Consider the following 19420-nt stretch of genomic DNA (forward strand, 5'->3'; position numbering starts at 1 on the left):
CCCTGTTTTCAATAGAGGCAAAAGAGTAACGCAAAATGATGACCAAATAAAAAACCCGGCGGATTTCTCACACCGGGTTACCGTGTCGTTCTTTGTAAAACGCTTAGCGCTTGCTGATCTGGTCGAAGGTGCCGCCGTTAGAGAAGTGCTCTTTCTGCGCTTTGGTCCAGCCGCCAAACACATCATCAATAGTGAACAGCTTCAGTTTCGGGAAGGCGTTTTCGTATTTCTTCGCGACGGTCTCATCACGTGGGCGGTAGAAGTTTTTCGCCGCAATTTCCTGCCCTTCCGGTGAGTAGAGGTACTTCAGGTAGGCTTCCGCCACCGCTTTGGTGCCCTTCTTATCAACAACCTTATCGACGACGGAGACGGTCGGCTCAGCCAGGATCGATTCGCTCGGGGTGACGATCTCGAACTTGTCTTTACCCAGCTCATTGGTCGCCAGCAGGGCTTCGTTTTCCCAGGCGATCAGCACGTCGCCGATGCCGCGCTCGACGAAGGTGTTGGTTGCGCCGCGCGCGCCGGAGTCCAGCACCTCGACGTTTTTAAACAGTGCCTTGACGAAGTCCTGTGCTTTGGCCTGATCGCCATTGTTGTGGTGCAGCGCGTAGCCCCAGGCTGCCAGATAGTTCCAGCGTGCGCCGCCGGAGCTTTTTGGGTTCGGGGTAATGACAGACACGCCCGGCTTAATCAGGTCGTTCCAGTCCTTGATCTGTTTCGGGTTGCCTTTACGCACCAGGAAGACGATGGTCGAGGTATATGGCGCAGAGTTGTCCGGCAGGCGCTTGATCCAGTTTTTGTCGATACGGCCACGCTCCGCGATCGCGTCCACGTCATAAGCCAGCGCCAGGGTAACCACATCGGCTTCAATACCGTTGATCACCGATGTCGCCTGCTTACCGGAACCGCCGTGAGACTGGCGAACCACCACGTTATCGCCGGTTTCCTGTTTCCAGTGCGCCGCGAAAGCTTTGTTGTACTGGTCGTACAGTTCACGCGTCGGATCGTACGACACGTTCAGTAACTGAATGTCCTTTGCCAGAACGCTGGTTGATGCCAGCAATAATGTTAACCCCACGCCCCATTTATTCATCGCCCAGCTCTCTTGTGTAGTGTTTTGATGAATGCAGCGTGCCAGAAAGCTAACTGATGATTAAAGAATAAAAAAAGATTGGCTATAACGTGGAGGAATAAAAAAAGTGAATGAGCGGCCTGATGCCCTCACCCCAACCCTCTCCCACGGGAGAGGGAGCAACCATAAAAAACGGTAACCCAAGGGTTACCGTTTTGCATTTAACTTGCCGCCACCGGGCAACAGAGCCAATCAGTACAGTTTTTTCGCGCAGTCCAGCCAGTCACCCTTGAACGGACGCTTCATGTTTTCAATGGCGTCGATGATGTCATGGTGAACCAGTTTCTCGTTCTGAATACCGACGCAGCGGCCGCCGTGGCCCTGTAGCAGCAGTTCGATCGCGTACGCGCCCATGCGGGACGCCAGGATACGGTCGTACGGGCCTGGGGAACCGCCACGCTGAATGTGACCCAGAACGGTCGCGCGGGTTTCGCGTTTGGTTTCGGTTTCGATATACTTCGCCAGCTCGTCAACGTCACAGATGTGCTCGGTGATAGCAACGATGGCGTGTTTCTTACCTTTCGCGATACCGGCTTTGATTTCAGCGACCAGATCTTCACGGCTGAATTCCACTTCCGGCACCACCACGAACTCACAGCCACCGGCAATTGCCGCCGCCAGAGTCAGGTCACCGCAGTAACGTCCCATCACTTCAACAATAGAAATACGCTGGTGAGAGGAAGAGGTGTCACGCAGGCGGTCAATCGCTTCCACAACGGTACCCAGCGCGGTGAAGTAACCGATGGTGTAGTCGGTGCCTTTGATGTCGTTGTCGATGGTGCCAGGCAGGCCGATGCACGGGAAGCCCATTTCAGTCAGACGTTTTGCACCCATGTAGGAGCCGTCGCCGCCGATAACCACCAGCGCATCCAGACCCCGTTTTTTCATGTTTTCGATAGCCACTTCACGGATGTGTTCGTCACGGAATTCCGGGAAGCGTGCAGAACCGAGGAAAGTACCGCCACGGTTGATCATGTCAGACACGCTGTAGCGGTCGAGCTGAACCATGCGGTCTTCATACAGACCCAGGTAACCGTCATAGATACCAAAAACTTCCAGACCTTCCGTCAGCGCTGCACGGACAACCCCACGGATTGCCGCGTTCATGCCCGGCGCATCACCGCCGCTTGTCAACACACCGATTTTCTTAATCATGACTACCTCTGAACTTAGGAATGCAAAATTGAAATCTGCTGCCGGAAGAAACTGTTCAACCGTCGAATACTGCAAATAGTATATCAATCCCTTCCAGCTGAATTGATTCAGGTCAGGCCATATGGTGGTAATTTATCCACAAAATGCTGCTCTGGCTCACTTTTTTACAACGAATTACGAAAGCTCAAAACGCCCTGGGTACGACAGAGCATGGGTCCTGGTGAATAATGACGTCTGACCCAGGGAAACGCTGCAAAATCGCCTGCTCCACCTGTTCAGCGACCATATGTGCCTGAACCAGTGGCAGGTTGTCTTCCATTTCCAAATGAATCTGAATAAAGCGGGTCGGCCCTGACTGCCGCGTACGAAGATCGTGAGCGCCACTGACGCCGGGCCAGTTGGTCACGATGGCATAAATTTCATCACGTTCTGCGTCCGGAAGCGCACGGTCAAGAAGCGACTGCACCGCGTCATACCCCATCCGCAACGCGCTGTATAAAATATAGATCCCTATCCCTAACGCAAACAACGCATCGGCCCGATGCCAGCCATACCAGGCCAGACCGAGCGCAATAAGAATAGCCCCATTCATCATAACATCAGACTGATAATGAAGCATATCGGCCCGTACAGCCTGGCTTTGTGTTTTGCGTACAACCCAGCGCTGGAACGTTACAAGAACAAGTGTGCTTATAAGTGCAACTACCGTTACGACCACGCCAACGCCCGGATCGTTCATCGGAGAAGGCGAAATAAGGTGCTGAATGCCGGTCAAAAACAGGAAAAGGGCGGAGCCCGAAATAAACATGCTTTGTGCCAGCGCAGCCAGCGATTCCGCTTTGCCGTGGCCAAACGTATGCTCTTCATCCGCCGGTTGCAGCGAGTAGCGCACCACCAGCAGGTTGGTCAGCGAGGCGGCAATATCCACCAGTGAATCCACCAGTGCCGCCAGAATACTGACCGACCCGGTGTACCACCACGCGAAAATTTTAATGATCAGCAAACACGACGCCATTACCGTCGCGGCTATTGCGGCCCGGCTTACCAGCCGTCCATAGGATTGATTCATAAACACTCCTGTCATGCCATGGCGCTAGTATAACGGATGGTGGTGGAGTGAAAGGATGAATAAAGCGTTAACAAACCTGAACGATGGGCAAAAAAAACCCCCACATCATGTGGGGGAAGACAGGGATGGTGTCTATGGCAAGGAAAACAGGGTTTACTGGTTACTACGGGTACTGCTATTGCTACTGAAAAGCGTCATATCTGAGCTTCGCTGCATCCGTGCAACCTCACGCAACTGGTTCATACGTTGCTGATGTTTGGTATTCAAAACCGCTTGCTGCTCGGGCGTTAGCAGGTGGAACATCTGGTTGCGAACCTTCGCCATCTCTACCTGGCGGGCAACCTGTTCCTGCGCCATTTTTTCGGCCTGAGCGCGTACAGCGCTTTCGTCAAAATTTTCTGCGGTGACAAGGCGATGCATTGTCTCCATTTCGCTAACATTAACAGGGGGCTGGTCGTGTCTTGCCCTCTGCATCAGATCTCGCATCTGTTGACGCTGATGTTCGGTTAAACTTATGCCGTCAAACATATGGCTTTGGCTGCTGTGCTGCGTTGCGCCCTCTGCTGAGGAACCGTTATCGCTGATGATAGCTACAGCAGCCTGGCTAAACGCACTGAAGGCCAGCGTTGAGGCCATGACGGCAGCGGTAACTTTGCGCATCACTTGCTCCCAAAATCTTTCGTGTCGCGATTCAACGAGAGACAGTCTACGATTCAGGCTGCAAACATGCGTCAGGGGGTGTAAAACAACGTAAAGTCATGGATTAGATAGCCTTGATGTCGTAATTTCTGCCTCGGAGGTATTTAAACAATGAATAAAATCCTGTTAGTTGATGATGACCGAGAGCTCACATCTCTTTTAAAGGAGTTGCTCGACATGGAAGGTTTCAACGTCCTGGTTGCCCATGATGGGGAACAGGCGCTGAGTCTCCTTGACGACAGCATCGATTTACTTTTGCTCGACGTCATGATGCCGAAGAAAAACGGTATTGATACGTTGAAAGAGCTTCGCCAGACACACCAGACTCCCGTCATTATGCTGACCGCACGCGGCAGCGAGCTTGACCGCGTACTCGGCCTTGAGCTGGGTGCGGATGACTATTTACCTAAGCCGTTCAACGACCGTGAACTGGTGGCCCGTATTCGCGCGATCCTGCGCCGCTCTCACTGGAGCGAGCAGCAGCAGAATACCGACAACAGCTCGCCTACGCTGGAAGTGGACTCCCTGAGCCTGAACCCGGGCCGCCAGGAAGCGAGCTTCGACGGTGAAACGCTGGAGCTAACCGGCACCGAGTTCACCCTGCTGTATCTGCTGGCGCAGCATCTCGGCCAGGTGGTGTCGCGTGAACACTTAAGCCAGGAAGTGCTCGGCAAACGCCTCACCCCGTTTGACCGCGCCATCGACATGCATATCTCGAACCTGCGCCGTAAGTTACCGGAGCGTAAAGACGGTCATCCCTGGTTTAAAACCCTGCGTGGTCGCGGTTATCTGATGGTTTCCGCTTCATGATAGGCAGCTTAACCGCCCGCATCTTCGCCATCTTCTGGCTGACGCTGGCACTGGTTTTAATGCTCGTTTTGATGTTGCCAAAACTCGACTCACGCCAGATGACGGAGCTGCTCGACAGCGAGCAACGTCAGGGCGTGATGATCGAGCAGCACGTGGAAGCGGAGCTGGCAAACGATCCGCCGAACGATTTAATGTGGTGGCGCAGGCTGTTTCGCGCTATCGACAAGTGGGCGCCCCCCGGACAACGTCTTTTACTGGTCACCAGTGAAGGCCGCGTGATTGGGGCCGATCGCAATGAAATGCAGATTATTCGCAACTTTATTGGCCAGGCGGATAACGCCGATCACCCACAGAAAAAGAAATATGGTCGGGTAGAGATGGTCGGTCCTTTCTCGGTGCGGGATGGGGAAGACAATTACCAGCTCTATCTGATTCGCCCTGCGAGCAGTTCCCAGTCCGACTTTATCAACCTGCTGTTTGACCGTCCGCTTTTGCTGTTGATTGTCACGATGCTGGTCAGTTCTCCGCTGCTGTTATGGCTGGCGTGGAGCCTGGCGAAACCGGCGCGTAAGCTGAAAAATGCGGCGGACGAAGTGGCGCAGGGCAACCTGAGGCAGCATCCGGAGCTGGAATCCGGGCCGCAGGAGTTCCTGGCCGCAGGAACCAGCTTTAACCAGATGGTCAGCGCGCTTGATCGGATGATGACGGCCCAGCAACGTCTGCTGTCGGATATTTCCCACGAACTGCGGACGCCGCTCACGCGCTTACAGCTGGGTACCGCCCTGCTGCGCCGCCGCAGCGGTGAGAGCAAAGAGCTGGAGCGTATTGAGACGGAAGCGCATCGCCTGGACAGCATGATCAACGATCTGCTGGTGATGTCGCGCAATCAGCAGAAAAACGCGCTGGTGAGCGAAACGGTGAAAGCCAATCACCTGTGGCATGAGGTGCTGGACAACGCGGCGTTCGAAGCGGAGCAGATGGGCAAATCGTTCACCGTCAACTTCCCGCCGGGCCCATGGCCGCTCTACGGTAACCCCAACACGCTGGAAAGCGCGCTGGAGAATATCGTGCGTAACGCCCTGCGCTATTCGCACACGAAGATTGAAGTGGCGTTTTCGGTGGATAAAGACGGGATTACGGTCATTGTCGATGACGATGGTCCCGGCGTCAGCCCGGAAGATCGCGAGCAGATTTTCCGTCCGTTCTACCGCACCGACGAGGCGCGCGACCGCGAGTCCGGCGGTACGGGGCTGGGTCTGGCGATTGTTGAAACCGCCATGCAACAGCACCGTGGCTGGGTGAAAGCCGATGACAGCCCGCTGGGCGGGCTGAGGTTAACGCTGTGGCTGCCGCTGTATAAGCGTTCGTAACCGTATGTGCCGGGTGGCGGCTTCGCCTTACCCGGCCTACTTTCTACGGAACCTATTTCCCCCACAATCTCCGCGAACTGCTCTCGATCTTCCCGCTTATCCGCCGCTTCTGCATCGTTCTGGTCCAGCTGGTGGATAATCCCGCCGCCGACAGCAGGCGGTGATACTGCTCGTCATCAAACGGCATATGCCAGGCAATTGCGCAGGCCTCGTATACCGACACCTCACTCAGGCGCGAAGCCAGCTCAAGCGGCGCATCCGCCGAAACCTGTCCCGCCTGCACAACGCGATACAGCCAGCCGGTTTTACCCGTGTTTTGCAGCTGGGCCGACATATCCTGAATGCCGAAATGGTAGTTAAGCTTAAAGCACGGCGAGCGCGGCTGGGTGACCTGAATCAAAGCATCGCCCCAGCGGTAAATATCGCCGATAAAGACGTTCTTCTCCGTCAGCCCCTCCGTTGAGAGATTTTCGCCAAACGCGGGGGCGACGAAGAGGTCCGCCTGTTCAGGAAATTCAGCTTTCCAGTGCGGATAGTGCTCGCGCGGATAGTGGCACAGCGCGCGATCGGGCCCGCCGTGGATTTTCTTTTCGGCCTGCTGGTCGCCCACAAGCCCGAGCTCGGTCAGCGACAGCTCACCGTCGACCTGCACTTTGGCGATGGCGCTCGGGCGGCTGCCTTCGTACTCCCTTACCTTGCCTGTAAACACATTCACCGGGTAATGCATCTCCACTCCTTCAGATACAAAAAAAGCGAGTCATCAGACTCGCTTCTCACAGGGGTCAATGCAACCTTATTTTTTAGCGGCGAAACGCGCTGCTGCTTCGTCCCAGTTCACTACATCCCAGAAGGCTTTGATGTAGTCAGGGCGACGGTTCTGGAACTTCAGGTAGTAAGCGTGTTCCCACACGTCCAGACCCAGAATTGGGAAGCCGGATGCGCCAGAGATAGCTTCACCCATCAGCGGGGAGTCCTGGTTAGCGGTAGAAACGACCGCCAGTTTGTCACCTTTCAGGACCAGCCACGCCCAGCCAGAGCCGAAACGGGTTGCAGCGGCTTTTTCGAATTCCGCTTTGAAGTTGTCAACGGAACCGAAGTCACGCTCGATAGCCGCTTTCAGGTCGCCCTGAAGGGTGGTGCCGGTTTTCAGGCCTTTCCAGAACAGGCTGTGGTTAGCGTGACCGCCCGCGTTGTTGCGCAGCACGGTTTTCTTGTCTGCCGGCAGCTGGTCCAGTTTGGTGATCAGCTCTTCAACAGGCAGATTAGCGAACTCTGGCAGGCTTTCCAGCGCAGCATTCGCGTTGTTCACATAGGTCTGGTGGTGTTTAGTGTGATGGATTTCCATCGTCTGCTTGTCGAAATGCGGTTCCAGTGCGTCGTAGGCATACGGCAGGGATGGCAGTGTATAACTCATAATCCTCTCCATTATTGTCGGGCGGCACAGCTGTTAATGCCGCGTAAGCAGTTGGTTCATTATAGTTAATTAAATGATATTGAAAATGATTATCAATGCCGTAGTTTTTATAAGGTTATTCGATTTTTGATAAATGGCAAAATTGTGAGTCTGCTCACGTGCTTAACGTGCTGATTGCCATCCTGAACAAAAGTGCGGCAACCTTCTGAAGGTTACCAAACCGCCTCATTTTTACACTCATCAAGTCGGCGGGAAGCCTCCGGCTATAAAAACGATGAGGATGTAAAAATGAATCATGCGATTACGATGGGTATCTTCTGGCATTTGATAGGCGCGGCCAGTGCAGCCTGTTTCTATGCCCCGTTTAAAAAGGTGAAAGGCTGGTCATGGGAAACCATGTGGTCCGTTGGCGGTACCGTGTCCTGGCTGATTTTGCCGTGGACAATCAGCGCCATGCTGCTGCCCGATTTCTGGGGCTATTTCTCCTCCTTCAACGCCTCCACCCTGCTGCCGGTATTCCTGTTCGGCGCGATGTGGGGCATCGGTAATATCAACTACGGCCTCACCATGCGCTACCTCGGCATGTCGATGGGGATTGGCATCGCGATTGGCATTACGCTGATTGTTGGCACCCTGATGACGCCAATCCTCAACGGCCACTTCGACGTGCTGATCAACACCCAGGGCGGGCGAATGACGCTGCTGGGCGTGCTGGTGGCGGTGATCGGCGTGGGCATCGTCACCCGCGCAGGCCAGCTGAAAGAACGGAAGATGGGCATCAAAGCCGAAGAGTTCAACCTGAAGAAAGGGCTGCTGCTGGCGGTGATGTGCGGCGTCTTTTCGGCGGGCATGTCGTTCGCCATGAACGCCGCCAAACCAATGCACGACGCCGCTGCGGCGCTGGGCGTCGATCCGCTGTACGTTGCCCTGCCAAGCTACGTGGTGATCATGGGCGGCGGCGCGCTGGTAAACCTCGGCTTCTGCTTCATTCGTCTGGCAAAAGTGAACAATCTGTCGGTAAAAGCCGACTTCTCGCTGGCAAAACCGCTGATCGTCACCAACGTCCTGCTCTCTGCCCTCGGCGGCCTGATGTGGTATTTGCAATTCTTCTTTTACGCCTGGGGTCACGCCAGTATTCCGGCGCAGTATGACTACATGAGCTGGATGCTGCACATGAGCTTCTACGTGCTGTGCGGCGGGCTGGTTGGGCTGGTACTGAAGGAGTGGAACAACGCCGGGCGTCGTCCGGTTGGCGTGCTGAGCCTGGGCTGCGTGGTGATTATCATTGCGGCCAATATCGTCGGCCTCGGCATGGCGAACTGATTACGCCGCCTTTCGACTGCGATGACGCCACTGAACCGGCGTCATCCCCACCTCACGGTTAAACACCACCGAAAAGTAGTTACTGTCCTCAAAGCCGCAGCGCATCGCCACTTCACTCACCATCAGCTCCGTATGCTGTAACAGGTACTGGGCGTGGCAGATGCGCAGCTGGCGCAGATAGTGGTTGACCGTCATCCCCGTCTGGGTGCGGAACTGCTGGCGCAGCGCGCGCTCGCTGCACTGCTCCTGCTCGCAGAATTTTTCCAGCACGAAACTCTTGTTCAGACTGCCCGCAAGCCGGGTGATAAGCTTATCCAGCAGCGCTTCCTGCGTGGTGGCGGAGGGATTATCCGTAGCGTAACGATGGCGCTTCAGGGTCATCACCAGCTGGGCAAAAAGCAGTTCCGACATCTGGTTTGCCACCGGATCGCTCTTCTGGCTCTCCTGCTCCAGCTGGGAAATCGTCTGGCGCACCTGAGCCATGCCGTTGCTGCTTAAGCGCCAGTGCGGTTCGCCTCTGGCATCATGAAAACCGGGGATATTGCCCGCCCAGTCGACATTCAGTTTAAGTCTGTCGGGGCAGTAGATGACGTTCTGCAACACCAGATCGTTAACCGAGGCGTAGGAGTGTTTATCTTCAGCGCGAATGTAAAACAGGTCTCCGCGCGTGATGCGGTAGGGACGGTCGTTGAGGATGTGCAGGCCGTTGCCCCGCCACACCAGCACCAGCTCGCAAAACTCGTGGGTGTGCTCGGCAAAGACGTTTTGCGGGTAGCGGTCGGCCACCGCGACGGCCTGACTCGCGGAGGCAAAAAAATCATCTTTGCGAAGAATGAGCTGAGCAGCCACACCACAACCTCTACGGCCAATAACCGGACATTATTAGCCTTTTTGCAGCAAAAAAACGGTGACTGCCCTCGCGTTACTGAAGCAACGCGTCTTTCCCCTGACGAATATCGCGCGGCGACCAGTTAAACTCCCGGCGAAAAAGCGTCGAAAAGTGGTTACTGTCGCCGAAACCGCAGCGATAGGCGATATCGGTGACGCTTTCGTCGGTATGACGTAAAAGGTGCCGCGCTTTGATCAGGCGCAGACGGTTGAGGTAGCGCTGCGGCGTCAGCCCGGTATGCTGCTTAAGCTGACGATGCAGCGTGCGCAGCGAGAGCGAAAAATCATCCGCCAGCGTTTCCCAGCAGACATCTTCGGCAAAATGATCTTCCAGCCAGGCCATCAGCTGATTCAGGCGCGCGTCGTTATTTTCCAGCCCTTCCACCAGGCTGCTGCGCCGCAGCAGCACCAGCAGTTGCATAAACAGCAGCTCGCGGGTGGCAATGGCGTGCGTCTCCTGTCCATCCTCGCTCTGCTCCATCTGGCTCACCAGCTGACGCACCTGCTGCAACGTAGACTGATTCACCCGCCAGTGAGACGGATAATGGCCGTCCTTCTCCTGCGGCAACAGCTGATTCAGCCCGGAAAGAAACTGGAACGCATCCGGAGAACGGTAGAGCACATTGGTCAGGCACAGGTTGTCGGTATGTTCATACAGGTGCCTGTCGTGATCGCGCACGAAGCACACCGTACCGCCGCTGATGGTATACGGCTGACCGTTAAACACGTGGATGCCCGTTCCGTGCTCAACAATCACAATTTCATGAAAATCATGATGATGCTCCGGGAACGCAGCCTGAGGCAGCCGTGGCTCAATCGCGACCGGCGAAGCCCCCGAAGGAAAAAAATCGACGCTGTGCAGTACGGTCATAACGGCCCCCACCAATGAGAAAAGTTCTCAAAATAGTAATTAAGGCCTTCCACGCTCACCTTAAATTTTTGACAGCAAACCGCGCAAAAGCTGTCGGTTTTTCAAGAAACAGGCGGAAAGATCGGGAAATGCGGAGAGCGTCACACTGCCTGCAAACCCCGCCATTACTGGAAACTGTGAACTCCCTCACGTTCACCTTTGCTTTCTTGCCAGCGCGAGATTTGGGCTGTCAGTGGCGAGAAGGTGGCTATTTCTTCCCTTTCTTACACTCCTCGCTAATGACTTAAGAAAGGACCCGACCATGACTTTTCGCCATTGTGTGGCTGTCGATTTAGGCGCATCCAGCGGCCGTGTAATGCTCGCCACCTGGGACTGCGACCTGCACACCCTTACGCTTCGCGAAATGCACCGTTTCGCCAATTGTCTGCAAAAACAGGACGGTTTTGTTACCTGGGATATCGACGCCCTGGAAGCAGAGATCCGCACCGGACTTCACAACGTCTGCAAAGACGGTATTCGCATCGACAGTATCGGCATTGATACCTGGGGTGTGGATTACGTGCTGCTGGACAGTCACGGCGAACGCGTCGGCCTGCCGGTCTCCTATCGCGACAGCCGCACCGATGGGCTGATGGCGCACGCCATCGCGCAGCTTGGCAAGGAGAACATCTATGGTCGCAGCGGCATTCAGTTTCTGCCGTTTAACACGCTGTACCAGCTGCGCGCGCTGGTGGAGCAACAGCCAGAGCTGGTCGAAAAGGTGGCGCATGCGCTGCTGATCCCGGACTACTTAAGCTACCGTCTGACCGGCAACATGAACTGGGAATACACCAACGCCACCACCACGCAGCTGGTCAACATCAACACCGATAACTGGGATGAACACCTGCTGGCCTGGACGGGCGCCTCGCCGTCCTGGTTCGGCACGCCAACCCATCCGGGCAATGTGATCGGCCACTGGCTTTGCCCGCAGGGGAGTGAAATTCCTGTTGTCGCCGTCGCCAGTCATGACACCGCAAGCGCGGTCATTGCCTCGCCGCTCGCCAGCAAAGACGCGGCCTACCTCTCTTCGGGCACCTGGTCGCTGATGGGCTTTGAGAGCAAAACCCCGTACACCAGCGATGCTGCGCTGGCGGCGAACATCACTAACGAAGGTGGCGCGGAAGGGCGCTACCGGGTGCTGAAGAACATCATGGGGCTGTGGCTGCTCCAGCGGGTGCTGAAAGAGCAGGCCATCACCGACCTGCCCGCGCTTATCGCGGAAACCGAAACGCTGAAGGCCTGCACCTTCCTGATTAATCCGAACGACGACCGCTTTATCAATCCGGTGCACATGAGCGCCGAAATCCAGGCCGCCTGTTTTGAAGCGGGGCAGCCGGTACCTTCCCGCCCCGCCGAGCTGGCGCGCTGCATTTTTGACAGTCTCGCCCTGCTCTATGCCGACATCCTGAGCGAGCTGGCTGACCTTCGCGGCAAACCGTTCACGCAGCTGCATATCGTGGGCGGCGGCTGCCAGAACCAGCTGCTGAACCAGCTCTGCGCGGATGCCTGCGGCATTACCGTGGTGGCAGGTCCGATTGAAGCCTCCACGCTCGGCAATATCGGCATTCAGCTGATGACCCTGGACGAACTGTCCAACGTTGACGATTTCCGTTCGGTGGTGACGGCGAATAACAGCCTGACCACCTTCACCCCCCATCCCTGCCATGAAATTGCCCGCTACCGGGCGCAGTTTCAGCAAAAACGACTGACTAAGGAGCTTTGCGCATGACCACTCAACTTGAACAAGCCTGGGACCTGGCTAAACAGCGTTTCGCCGCCGTCGGCGTGGATGTCGAAGAGGCGCTGCGCCAGCTCGACCGTCTGCCCGTCTCCATGCACTGCTGGCAGGGTGATGACGTTGCTGGCTTCGAGAACCCGGGCGGTTCCCTGACGGGGGGTATTCAGGCCACGGGTAACTATCCGGGCAAAGCGCGCAACGCCACCGAACTGCGTGCGGATCTGGAGCTGGCGCTGAGCCTGATCCCCGGGCCAAAGCGCCTGAATCTGCACGCCATTTATCTCGAATCCGACGAGCCGGTGGCGCGTAACGAGATCAAACCAGAGCACTTTACGAACTGGGTGGCGTGGGCGAAAGCCAACCGGCTGGGTCTGGATTTTAACCCCTCCTGCTTCTCGCACCCGCTGAGCGCGGACGGCTTTACCCTTGCGCACGCCAACGATGAAATCCGCCAGTTCTGGATCGACCATGTCAAAGCCAGCCGCCGTGTCTCGGCGTATTTCGGCGAGCAGCTTGGCACGCCGTCGGTGATGAATATCTGGATCCCGGACGGCATGAAGGACATCACCGTAGACCGGCTGGCCCCGCGTCAGCGCCTGCTGGCCGCGCTGGATGAAGCCATCAGCGAGAAGCTGGACCCGGCGCACCACATCGATGCCGTCGAGAGCAAGCTGTTCGGCATTGGCGCAGAGAGCTACACCGTGGGCTCAAACGAGTTCTACATGGGTTATGCCACCAGCCGCCAGACCGCGTTGTGCCTGGATGCCGGCCACTTCCACCCAACCGAGGTGATCTCCGACAAGATCTCCGCCGCCATGCTCTACGTGCCGCGCCTGCTGCTGCACGTCAGCCGCCCGGTGCGCTGGGACAGCGACCATGTGGTGCTGCTGGATGACGAAACCCAGGCGATTGCCAGCGAAATCATCCGCCACGATCTGTTCGACCGCGTACACATCGGCCTCGACTTCTTCGACGCCTCCATCAACCGCATCGCGGCGTGGGTTATCGGCACCCGCAACATGAAGAAAGCCCTGCTGCGCGCGCTGCTGGAGCCTGTCGCCGCGCTGAAACAGCTGGAAGAAAACGGCGACTACACCGCGCGCCTGGCGCTGCTGGAAGAGCAGAAATCCCTGCCGTGGCAGGCGGTGTGGGAGATGTACTGCCAGCGTCACGATGCGCCTGCGGGCAGCCAGTGGCTGGACAACGTGCGGGCATATGAGAAAGACGTTCTTGCCGCTCGTCAGTAAAAACATTGCCCGGCGGCGCGTTGCTTGCCGGGCCTACAGGTAAAAGTAGGCCGGGTAAGCGTAGCGCCACCCGGCATTTTCAAAGGAAACACAGTATGCAGACCATCACCACCTCCTGGTTCGTCCAGGGCATGATCAAAGCCACCTCCGATGCCTGGCTGAAGGGCTGGGACGAGCGCAACGGCGGCAACCTGACGCTACGCCTGGACGACGCGGATATCGAACCATTTGCCGCCGATTTCCACCAGAAGCCGCGCTATATCGCCCTGAGCCAGCCGATGCCGCTGCTCGCCAACACGCCGTTTATCGTCACTGGTTCCGGGAAGTTTTTCCGCAACGTCCAGCTCGACCCGCAGGCCAACCTCGGCGTGGTAAAAGTGGACAGCGACGGCGCGGGCTACCACATTCTGTGGGGGCTGACGGATGAGGCGGTGCCCACCTCCGAACTGCCAGCGCACTTCCTTTCCCACTGCGAGCGCATCAAGGCGACTAATGGCAAGGACCGCGTGATCATGCACTGCCACGCCACCAACCTGATCGCCCTGACTTACGTGCTGGAAAACAATTCTGATTTCTTCACCCGCAAATTGTGGGAAGGCAGCACCGAGTGTCTGGTGGTGTTCCCGGACGGCGTCGGCATTCTGCCGTGGATGGTGCCGGGCACCGACGAAATCGGCCAGGCGACCGCGACGGACATGCAGAAGCACTCTCTGGTGCTATGGCCGTTCCACGGCGTCTTCGGCAGCGGCCCGACGCTGGATGAAACCTTCGGCCTGATCGACACCGCCGAGAAATCCGCGGAAGTGCTGGTGAAGGTCTATTCCATGGGCGGCATGAAGCAGACCATCACCCGGGAAGAGCTGATTGCCCTGGGCAAACGCTTTGGCGTCACCCCCATGCAGTCGGCGTTAGATCTGTACCAATAACAACATCGCGCCCCGCTCATTGAGACGGGGCGAAAACCACCTGCAATCCCTACAACTAACTCAAGTCAGTGGAGTAAAAGCAATGAAAATAAAAGCAAGCTTGATCCTCACCGTTGCCGCTCTGGCGTTGTCCGGTTCCGCTTTAGCAGAAGTGAAAATCGCCCTGGTGGCGAAGTCCTTAGGGAATGGATTCTTCGAGGCAGCGAACGTCGGCGCGCAGGAGGCGGCCAAAGAGTTAGGCGATGTAAAAGTGATTTATACCGGCCCGACCACCACCACGGCGGAAGCGCAGATCGAGGTGCTGAACGGGTTGATCGCCCAGGGCGTGGATGCGATCGCGATTTCCGCGAACGATCCGGACGCCGTCGTGCCGGTGCTGAAAAAAGCGATGCAGCGCGGCATCAAGGTTGTGTCGTGGGATTCCGGCGTGGCGAAAGCCGGGCGTCAGATCCACCTCAACCCGTCCAATAACGCCCTGATTGGCGAAACTAACGTCAAGCTCGCCGCCGATGCCCTGAAAGCGCTGAACGTGGAGAAAGGCGATGTGGCGGTGCTGAGCGCCACGCCAACCTCCACTAACCAGAACACCTGGATTGCGGAGATGAAAAAGGTGCTGCCGAAGTACCCGTCCGTCAATCTGGTGACCGTGGCCTACGGGGACGATCTCTCTGACAAAAGCTACCGCGAAGCGGTCGGCCTGCTGAAAACCTACCCGGACCTGAAAGTGATTGTTTCGCCTTCTTCCGTGGGCATTGTGGCCGCCGCGCAGGCGGTGAAGGACCAGGGCAAGATTGGCAAAGTGTACGTCACCGGTTTAGGCCTGCCGTCTGAGATGGCGGGCGCGGTGAAGTCCGGCGCGAGCAAGAGCTTTGCCATCTGGAACCCGATTGACCTCGGCTATGCCGCGACTTACTTAGCGGACGATCTGGTGAAAGGCACGGCCACCAAAGACGAAGCCAGCATGGGCAAGCTGGGCAAAGTGAAGCTGGATGCCGACGGCAATGGCGCGATGGCCGAGCCGTTCGTCTACGATGCCAGCAATATTGATAAGTTCTCAAAAATTTTCTGATCCTTTCCCCCCTCACCCTAGCCCTCTCCCAAAGGGAGAGGGAACGTTAACCCCCTCTCCCTTTGGGAGAGGGTCGGGGTGAGGGTGAACCAAACGGAGAACTATCATGACCCCATTGCTACAGCTTTCTGGCATCACCAAGGTGTTCCCCGGCGTGCGTGCTCTTGAGAACGTGCAGCTTGCGCTGTGGCCCGGCAAAGTGACGGCGCTTATCGGCGAAAACGGCGCGGGCAAATCGACGCTGGTCAAAGTGATGACCGGCATATACCAGCCCGACGAGGGCGAAATTCTCTACAAGGCGATCCCCGTTCACCTTCCGACGCCGGAGTCGGCGCATAAAATGGGCATCACCGCCATTCACCAGGAAACCGTGCTGTTTGATGAACTCTCGGTCACCGAAAATATCTTTGTTGGTCAGTACCTTCACAAAGGCTTCCTGAAAAAGCTCGACTGGCCGGAAATGCACCGCCGGGCGCAGGCTATTCTTGCCCGCCTTGAGGTGCAAATCGACCCGCGCGCAACGCTGAAAACCCTGAGCATCGCCCAGCGTCACATGGTGGCGATTGCCCGCGCGCTGTCGTTTGAGGCGCAGGTGGTGATCCTCGACGAACCGACGGCGGCGCTGTCACAGCATGAAATCCTCGAGTTTTACCAGATTGTGGAACGCTTAAAGCAGGAGGGCAAAGCCATCCTGTTTATCTCCCACAAGTTCGACGAGATTTTTGAGCTGGCCGATCACTACACCATTTTGCGCGACGGCGTGTTCGTCGGTGCAGGGGCAATAAATGAGATCACCGAGGAGCGGATGGTGTCGATGATGGTCGGGCGCGCCATTACCCAAACCTTCCCGAAAATCGACTGCGAAAAAGGCGAGACGGTGCTGGAGGTGAAAAACCTCTGCCATCCGACCGAGTTTGCGCATATCTCGTTCTCCCTGCGTAAAGGGGAGATCCTCGGCTTTTACGGGCTGGTGGGTGCCGGGCGTACCGAGCTGATGCAGGCGCTTTCCGGCGTCACGCGGCCATCGTCCGGGGAAATTATCCTCAACGGACAGCCCCGGCGCTTCCGCCAGCCTGCGGATGCGATCAAGGCCGGTATCGTCTGTGTGCCAGAAGAAAGGCAGAAACAGGGGGCGATTATCGCCCTGCCGATTGCCCAGAACATCAGCCTGCCTCAGCTCAGCACGCTCAATCCGAACGGCGTGCTGCATGACGACCGCGAATGGAAGCTGGCGGACGAATACGCCAGGCGCCTGCAAGTGAAAGCCTTCAGCTGGAAGCAGGCGGTGGAGACCCTCTCTGGCGGCAACCAGCAAAAAGTCGTGATCGGCAAATGGCTGGCGACGCACCCTGACGTGATCATCCTCGATGAGCCGACAAAAGGCATCGATATCGGCTCAAAGGCAGCCGTGCATCAGTTTATGTCCGAGCTGGTCAGTCAGGGGCTGGCGGTGATTATGGTCTCGTCCGAACTGCCGGAAGTGATGGGCATGGCGGATCGCATTATCGTCATGCACGAGGGGCTGATGGTGGCCGAATACCAGGCGGGAGACGCGACGGCGGAAACCATCGTCAGCGCCGCCAGCGGTGCAAAACAGGAGGCGGCATAAATGCTTAGCTCACTCTTAAAACATCGCGAGGCGCTGCTGGGCGCGGTGATTGTGCTGATGATCGTCGCCATTGGCAGCCGCGTGCCATCGTTTATCGCGCCGGGCAACCTGGTGGAGATGTTTAACGACACCACCATTCTGATCGTCCTCGCGCTCGGGCAGATGATGGTGCTGCTCACTAAAGGCATCGACCTGTCGATGGCGGCTAATCTGGCCCTGACCGGGATGATTGTCGCCCTGATTAACTTCCATTACCCGGACGTGCCCGTCTGGGCGCTGCTGATCCTCGCCAGCGCGCTTGGGCTGCTGATGGGCGCGATTAACGGCCTGCTGGTGTGGAAGCTGGGCATTCCGGCGATTGTGGTCACGCTCGGCACCATGAGCATCTACCGCGGAATGATCTTTTTGCTCTCCGGCGGCGGCTGGGTGAACGCCAACCAGATGAGTGCAGACTTCCTCGGCCTGCCGCGTGCGTCAGTGCTGGGCTTGCCGGTGCTGAGCTGGTGCGCCATCGCCGTACTGTTGCTGGTGGGCTACTTCCTGCGCTACAGCCGCACCGGACGGGCGCTCTACACCGCAGGAGGGAACGCCACGGCAGCGTACTACACCGGGATCAACGCCGGGAAAATGCAGTTCATCAGCTTCTGCCTTTCCGGTCTGCTGGCCGGGTTCTGCGGCTACCTGTGGATCTCGCGCTTTGCCGTTGCGTATGTTGACGTCGCGAACGGTTTTGAATTGCAGGTGGTGGCCGCCTGCGTGATTGGCGGGATCAGCACCATGGGCGGCACCGGCCGCGTGCTCGGCTGTCTGTTCGGGGCGCTGTTCCTTGGCGTCATCAACAACGCCCTGCCGGTGATCGGCGTCTCCCCGTTCTGGCAGATGGCGATTTCCGGCTCGGTCATTGTCATCGCTGTGCTGCTGAACGAGCGCGGCAACAAGCGCAAAGGCAGGCTGATCCTGCGCGACGCGGCGCTGGCACGTCAGAAACTGGCGGTGAAACCATGAGCAAAATGATGACATCTGAAGAGTTTAAACCCACTTCTGCGACGGGCATCTTCCAGCGCCTGCTGTGCTGGGAGGGCTTCCTGCTGGCGGTGACGCTGGCGGTGTTTGTGGTGAACGCGCTCGCCTCGCCCTACTTCCTCAATATCTGGAACCTCTCCGACGCGACGTTCAACTTCACCGAAAAGGCGATCATCGTGTTGCCGATGGCGATGCTGATTATCGCCCGGGAAATTGACCTGTCGGTGGCCTCCACCATCGCGCTCAGCTCCACGGTGATGGGCTTTTGCGCGGCGGCGGGCGTCGATACGCCGCTGCTGGTCTGCGTGGGATTAGGCGTCGGGCTACTGTGCGGGCTGTTCAACGGCATTCTGGTGACGCGCTTTAACCTGTCGTCCATCGTCATCACCATCGGCACCATGAGCCTGTACCGCGGGATCACCTACATCCTGCTCGGGGACCAGGCGCTGAACAGCTACCCGGAGAGCTTCGCCTGGTTCGGCCAGGGCTACGTCTGGGGCGCGCTGTCGTTTGAGTTCGCGCTGTTTATCGTGCTGGCCGCTCTGTTTGCCTTTGTGCTGCACCGCACCAACTTTGGCCGCCGCACCTACGCCATCGGCAACAACCCGACCGGCGCGTGGTACTCCGGCATCAACGTGAAGCGCCACAACCTGATCCTGTTTGCGCTGGTAGGACTGATGTCCGGCCTGGCGTCGGTGCTGCTCACCTCGCGTCTGGGCAGCACCCGCCCGACCATCGCGATGGGCTGGGAGCTGGCGGTGGTGACGATGGCGGTGCTCGGCGGCGTCAATATTCTCGGCGGGTCCGGCAGCATGGTGGGCGTGATTATCGCCGCCTTCCTGATGGGGCTGGTGACCTTCGGCCTGAGCCTGCTCAACGTGCCCGGCATTGTGATGTCGGTGATTATCGGCGCGATGCTGATCGTGGTGATTTCGCTGCCGATTATTACCCGCCGGATTATGCAGCGAAGACGGATCTCATAGCCGGGTGGCACTGCGTTTACCCGGCCTACTTAACCGTAGGCCCGCGCAAGCG

At 57.5% G+C, this 19420-nt stretch carries 18 protein-coding genes; 10 read left to right on the top strand and 8 right to left on the bottom strand.

Features of this window, described 5'->3' with window-relative positions:
- Positions 1-103: 103 nt before the first annotated feature.
- From ACNQ0W_RS15900 to cpxP, 4 genes are all read right to left on the bottom strand, one after another.
- Entirely contained in the window at positions 104-1093 is a 990-nt protein-coding gene (locus tag ACNQ0W_RS15900; RefSeq protein ID WP_032668967.1) for a sulfate ABC transporter substrate-binding protein, read from the bottom strand.
- A gap of 231 nt (positions 1094-1324) precedes the next feature.
- Positions 1325-2287 (bottom strand): 6-phosphofructokinase, encoded by a 963-nt coding sequence (gene pfkA / locus ACNQ0W_RS15905; protein ID WP_003862009.1) that lies wholly within the window; start codon positions 2285-2287, stop codon positions 1325-1327.
- 184 nt (positions 2288-2471) lie between these two features.
- Positions 2472-3356 carry a CDF family cation-efflux transporter FieF gene (gene fieF / locus ACNQ0W_RS15910; RefSeq protein WP_023304638.1) on the bottom strand — a complete coding sequence of 295 codons (885 nt, stop codon included), beginning with the start codon at positions 3354-3356 and terminating at the stop codon, positions 2472-2474.
- A 153-nt stretch (positions 3357-3509) separates the two neighbouring features.
- Positions 3510-4016 carry a cell-envelope stress modulator CpxP gene (cpxP, locus tag ACNQ0W_RS15915; protein ID WP_003862006.1) on the bottom strand — a complete coding sequence of 169 codons (507 nt, stop codon included), beginning with the start codon at positions 4014-4016 and terminating at the stop codon, positions 3510-3512.
- A gap of 150 nt (positions 4017-4166) precedes the next feature.
- Here cpxP and cpxR point away from each other — a divergent pair, with 150 nt between their 5' ends.
- Positions 4167-4865 carry an envelope stress response regulator transcription factor CpxR gene (cpxR, locus tag ACNQ0W_RS15920; protein WP_003862004.1) on the top strand — a complete coding sequence of 233 codons (699 nt, stop codon included), beginning with the start codon at positions 4167-4169 and terminating at the stop codon, positions 4863-4865.
- Entirely contained in the window at positions 4862-6235 is a 1374-nt protein-coding gene (cpxA, locus tag ACNQ0W_RS15925) for an envelope stress sensor histidine kinase CpxA (RefSeq protein ID WP_015569937.1), read from the top strand. Before cpxR ends, cpxA begins: the two co-directional genes overlap by 4 nt.
- 52 nt (positions 6236-6287) lie before the next feature.
- On the opposite strand, the gene yiiM is transcribed toward cpxA, so the two are convergent.
- Both yiiM and sodA read right to left on the bottom strand, forming a co-directional pair.
- Positions 6288-6962 (bottom strand): 6-hydroxyaminopurine reductase, encoded by a 675-nt coding sequence (gene yiiM / locus ACNQ0W_RS15930; protein WP_062933615.1) that lies wholly within the window; start codon positions 6960-6962, stop codon positions 6288-6290.
- Between the two features lie 66 nt (positions 6963-7028).
- Positions 7029-7649 carry a superoxide dismutase [Mn] gene (gene sodA / locus ACNQ0W_RS15935; protein ID WP_003861999.1) on the bottom strand — a complete coding sequence of 207 codons (621 nt, stop codon included), beginning with the start codon at positions 7647-7649 and terminating at the stop codon, positions 7029-7031.
- A 288-nt stretch (positions 7650-7937) separates the two neighbouring features.
- Here sodA and rhaT point away from each other — a divergent pair, with 288 nt between their 5' ends.
- Positions 7938-8972, top strand: a complete 1035-nt coding sequence (rhaT, locus tag ACNQ0W_RS15940; protein ID WP_047051663.1) for an L-rhamnose/proton symporter RhaT — start codon at positions 7938-7940, stop codon at positions 8970-8972.
- Here the strand turns inward: rhaT and rhaR are convergent, their stop codons facing one another.
- Together rhaR and rhaS (ACNQ0W_RS15950) are read right to left on the bottom strand one after the other, a co-directional pair.
- Positions 8973-9821 carry an HTH-type transcriptional activator RhaR gene (gene rhaR, locus ACNQ0W_RS15945; RefSeq protein WP_062933614.1) on the bottom strand — a complete coding sequence of 283 codons (849 nt, stop codon included), beginning with the start codon at positions 9819-9821 and terminating at the stop codon, positions 8973-8975. It abuts the gene before it with no gap.
- 73 nt (positions 9822-9894) lie between these two features.
- Positions 9895-10731: an HTH-type transcriptional activator RhaS gene (gene rhaS, locus ACNQ0W_RS15950; RefSeq protein ID WP_015569934.1), complete on the bottom strand. Its 837-nt coding sequence runs from the start codon at positions 10729-10731 to the stop codon at positions 9895-9897.
- A 301-nt stretch (positions 10732-11032) separates the two neighbouring features.
- Here rhaS (ACNQ0W_RS15950) and rhaB point away from each other — a divergent pair, with 301 nt between their 5' ends.
- From rhaB to ACNQ0W_RS15985, 7 genes are all read left to right on the top strand, one after another.
- A complete protein-coding gene (gene rhaB / locus ACNQ0W_RS15955; RefSeq protein ID WP_062933612.1) occupies positions 11033-12502 on the top strand; it encodes a rhamnulokinase in 1470 nt (489 codons plus the stop codon).
- Entirely contained in the window at positions 12499-13758 is a 1260-nt protein-coding gene (gene rhaA / locus ACNQ0W_RS15960; RefSeq protein WP_062933611.1) for an L-rhamnose isomerase, read from the top strand. Before rhaB ends, rhaA begins: the two co-directional genes overlap by 4 nt.
- 95 nt (positions 13759-13853) lie before the next feature.
- Complete coding sequence (rhaD, locus tag ACNQ0W_RS15965) at positions 13854-14684, top strand: rhamnulose-1-phosphate aldolase (protein WP_015569930.1); 831 nt, start codon at positions 13854-13856, stop codon at positions 14682-14684.
- Between the two features lie 82 nt (positions 14685-14766).
- The gene (gene rhaS / locus ACNQ0W_RS15970; protein ID WP_006808697.1) at positions 14767-15753 is read left to right on the top strand and encodes a rhamnose ABC transporter substrate-binding protein; all 987 of its coding nucleotides are present in this window, start codon (positions 14767-14769) and stop codon (positions 15751-15753) included.
- 106 nt (positions 15754-15859) lie between these two features.
- Positions 15860-17362 (top strand): sugar ABC transporter ATP-binding protein, encoded by a 1503-nt coding sequence (locus ACNQ0W_RS15975; RefSeq protein WP_062933610.1) that lies wholly within the window; start codon positions 15860-15862, stop codon positions 17360-17362.
- Positions 17363-18367 carry an ABC transporter permease gene (locus ACNQ0W_RS15980; RefSeq protein ID WP_062933609.1) on the top strand — a complete coding sequence of 335 codons (1005 nt, stop codon included), beginning with the start codon at positions 17363-17365 and terminating at the stop codon, positions 18365-18367.
- Positions 18364-19368, top strand: coding sequence for an ABC transporter permease (locus tag ACNQ0W_RS15985; protein ID WP_047051658.1), 1005 nt, complete (start codon positions 18364-18366; stop codon positions 19366-19368). The genes ACNQ0W_RS15980 and ACNQ0W_RS15985 overlap by 4 nt, the downstream gene beginning before the upstream one ends.
- Positions 19369-19420 lie beyond the last annotated feature (52 nt).

This window comes from Enterobacter cloacae complex sp. 6730903, from assembly GCF_048283985.1.
GTDB lineage: Bacteria > Pseudomonadota > Gammaproteobacteria > Enterobacterales > Enterobacteriaceae > Enterobacter > Enterobacter hormaechei_C.

Excerpts from the sequence above, each read along its gene's own strand:
- ACNQ0W_RS15900 (WP_032668967.1), bottom strand. The coding sequence starts at position 1,093 with ATGAATAAATGGGGCGTGGGGTTAACATTATTGCTGGCATCAACCAGC.
- pfkA (WP_003862009.1), bottom strand. The coding sequence starts at position 2,287 with ATGATTAAGAAAATCGGTGTGTTGACAAGCGGCGGTGATGCGCCGGGC.
- fieF (WP_023304638.1), bottom strand. The coding sequence starts at position 3,356 with ATGAATCAATCCTATGGACGGCTGGTAAGCCGGGCCGCAATAGCCGCG.
- cpxP (WP_003862006.1), bottom strand. The coding sequence starts at position 4,016 with ATGCGCAAAGTTACCGCTGCCGTCATGGCCTCAACGCTGGCCTTCAGT.
- cpxR (WP_003862004.1), top strand. The coding sequence starts at position 4,167 with ATGAATAAAATCCTGTTAGTTGATGATGACCGAGAGCTCACATCTCTT.
- cpxA (WP_015569937.1), top strand. The coding sequence starts at position 4,862 with ATGATAGGCAGCTTAACCGCCCGCATCTTCGCCATCTTCTGGCTGACG.
- yiiM (WP_062933615.1), bottom strand. The coding sequence starts at position 6,962 with ATGCATTACCCGGTGAATGTGTTTACAGGCAAGGTAAGGGAGTACGAA.
- sodA (WP_003861999.1), bottom strand. The coding sequence starts at position 7,649 with ATGAGTTATACACTGCCATCCCTGCCGTATGCCTACGACGCACTGGAA.
- rhaT (WP_047051663.1), top strand. The coding sequence starts at position 7,938 with ATGAATCATGCGATTACGATGGGTATCTTCTGGCATTTGATAGGCGCG.
- rhaS (WP_015569934.1), bottom strand. The coding sequence starts at position 10,731 with ATGACCGTACTGCACAGCGTCGATTTTTTTCCTTCGGGGGCTTCGCCG.
- rhaB (WP_062933612.1), top strand. The coding sequence starts at position 11,033 with ATGACTTTTCGCCATTGTGTGGCTGTCGATTTAGGCGCATCCAGCGGC.
- rhaA (WP_062933611.1), top strand. The coding sequence starts at position 12,499 with ATGACCACTCAACTTGAACAAGCCTGGGACCTGGCTAAACAGCGTTTC.
- rhaD (WP_015569930.1), top strand. The coding sequence starts at position 13,854 with ATGCAGACCATCACCACCTCCTGGTTCGTCCAGGGCATGATCAAAGCC.
- rhaS (WP_006808697.1), top strand. The coding sequence starts at position 14,767 with ATGAAAATAAAAGCAAGCTTGATCCTCACCGTTGCCGCTCTGGCGTTG.
- ACNQ0W_RS15975 (WP_062933610.1), top strand. The coding sequence starts at position 15,860 with ATGACCCCATTGCTACAGCTTTCTGGCATCACCAAGGTGTTCCCCGGC.
- ACNQ0W_RS15980 (WP_062933609.1), top strand. The coding sequence starts at position 17,363 with ATGCTTAGCTCACTCTTAAAACATCGCGAGGCGCTGCTGGGCGCGGTG.
- ACNQ0W_RS15985 (WP_047051658.1), top strand. The coding sequence starts at position 18,364 with ATGAGCAAAATGATGACATCTGAAGAGTTTAAACCCACTTCTGCGACG.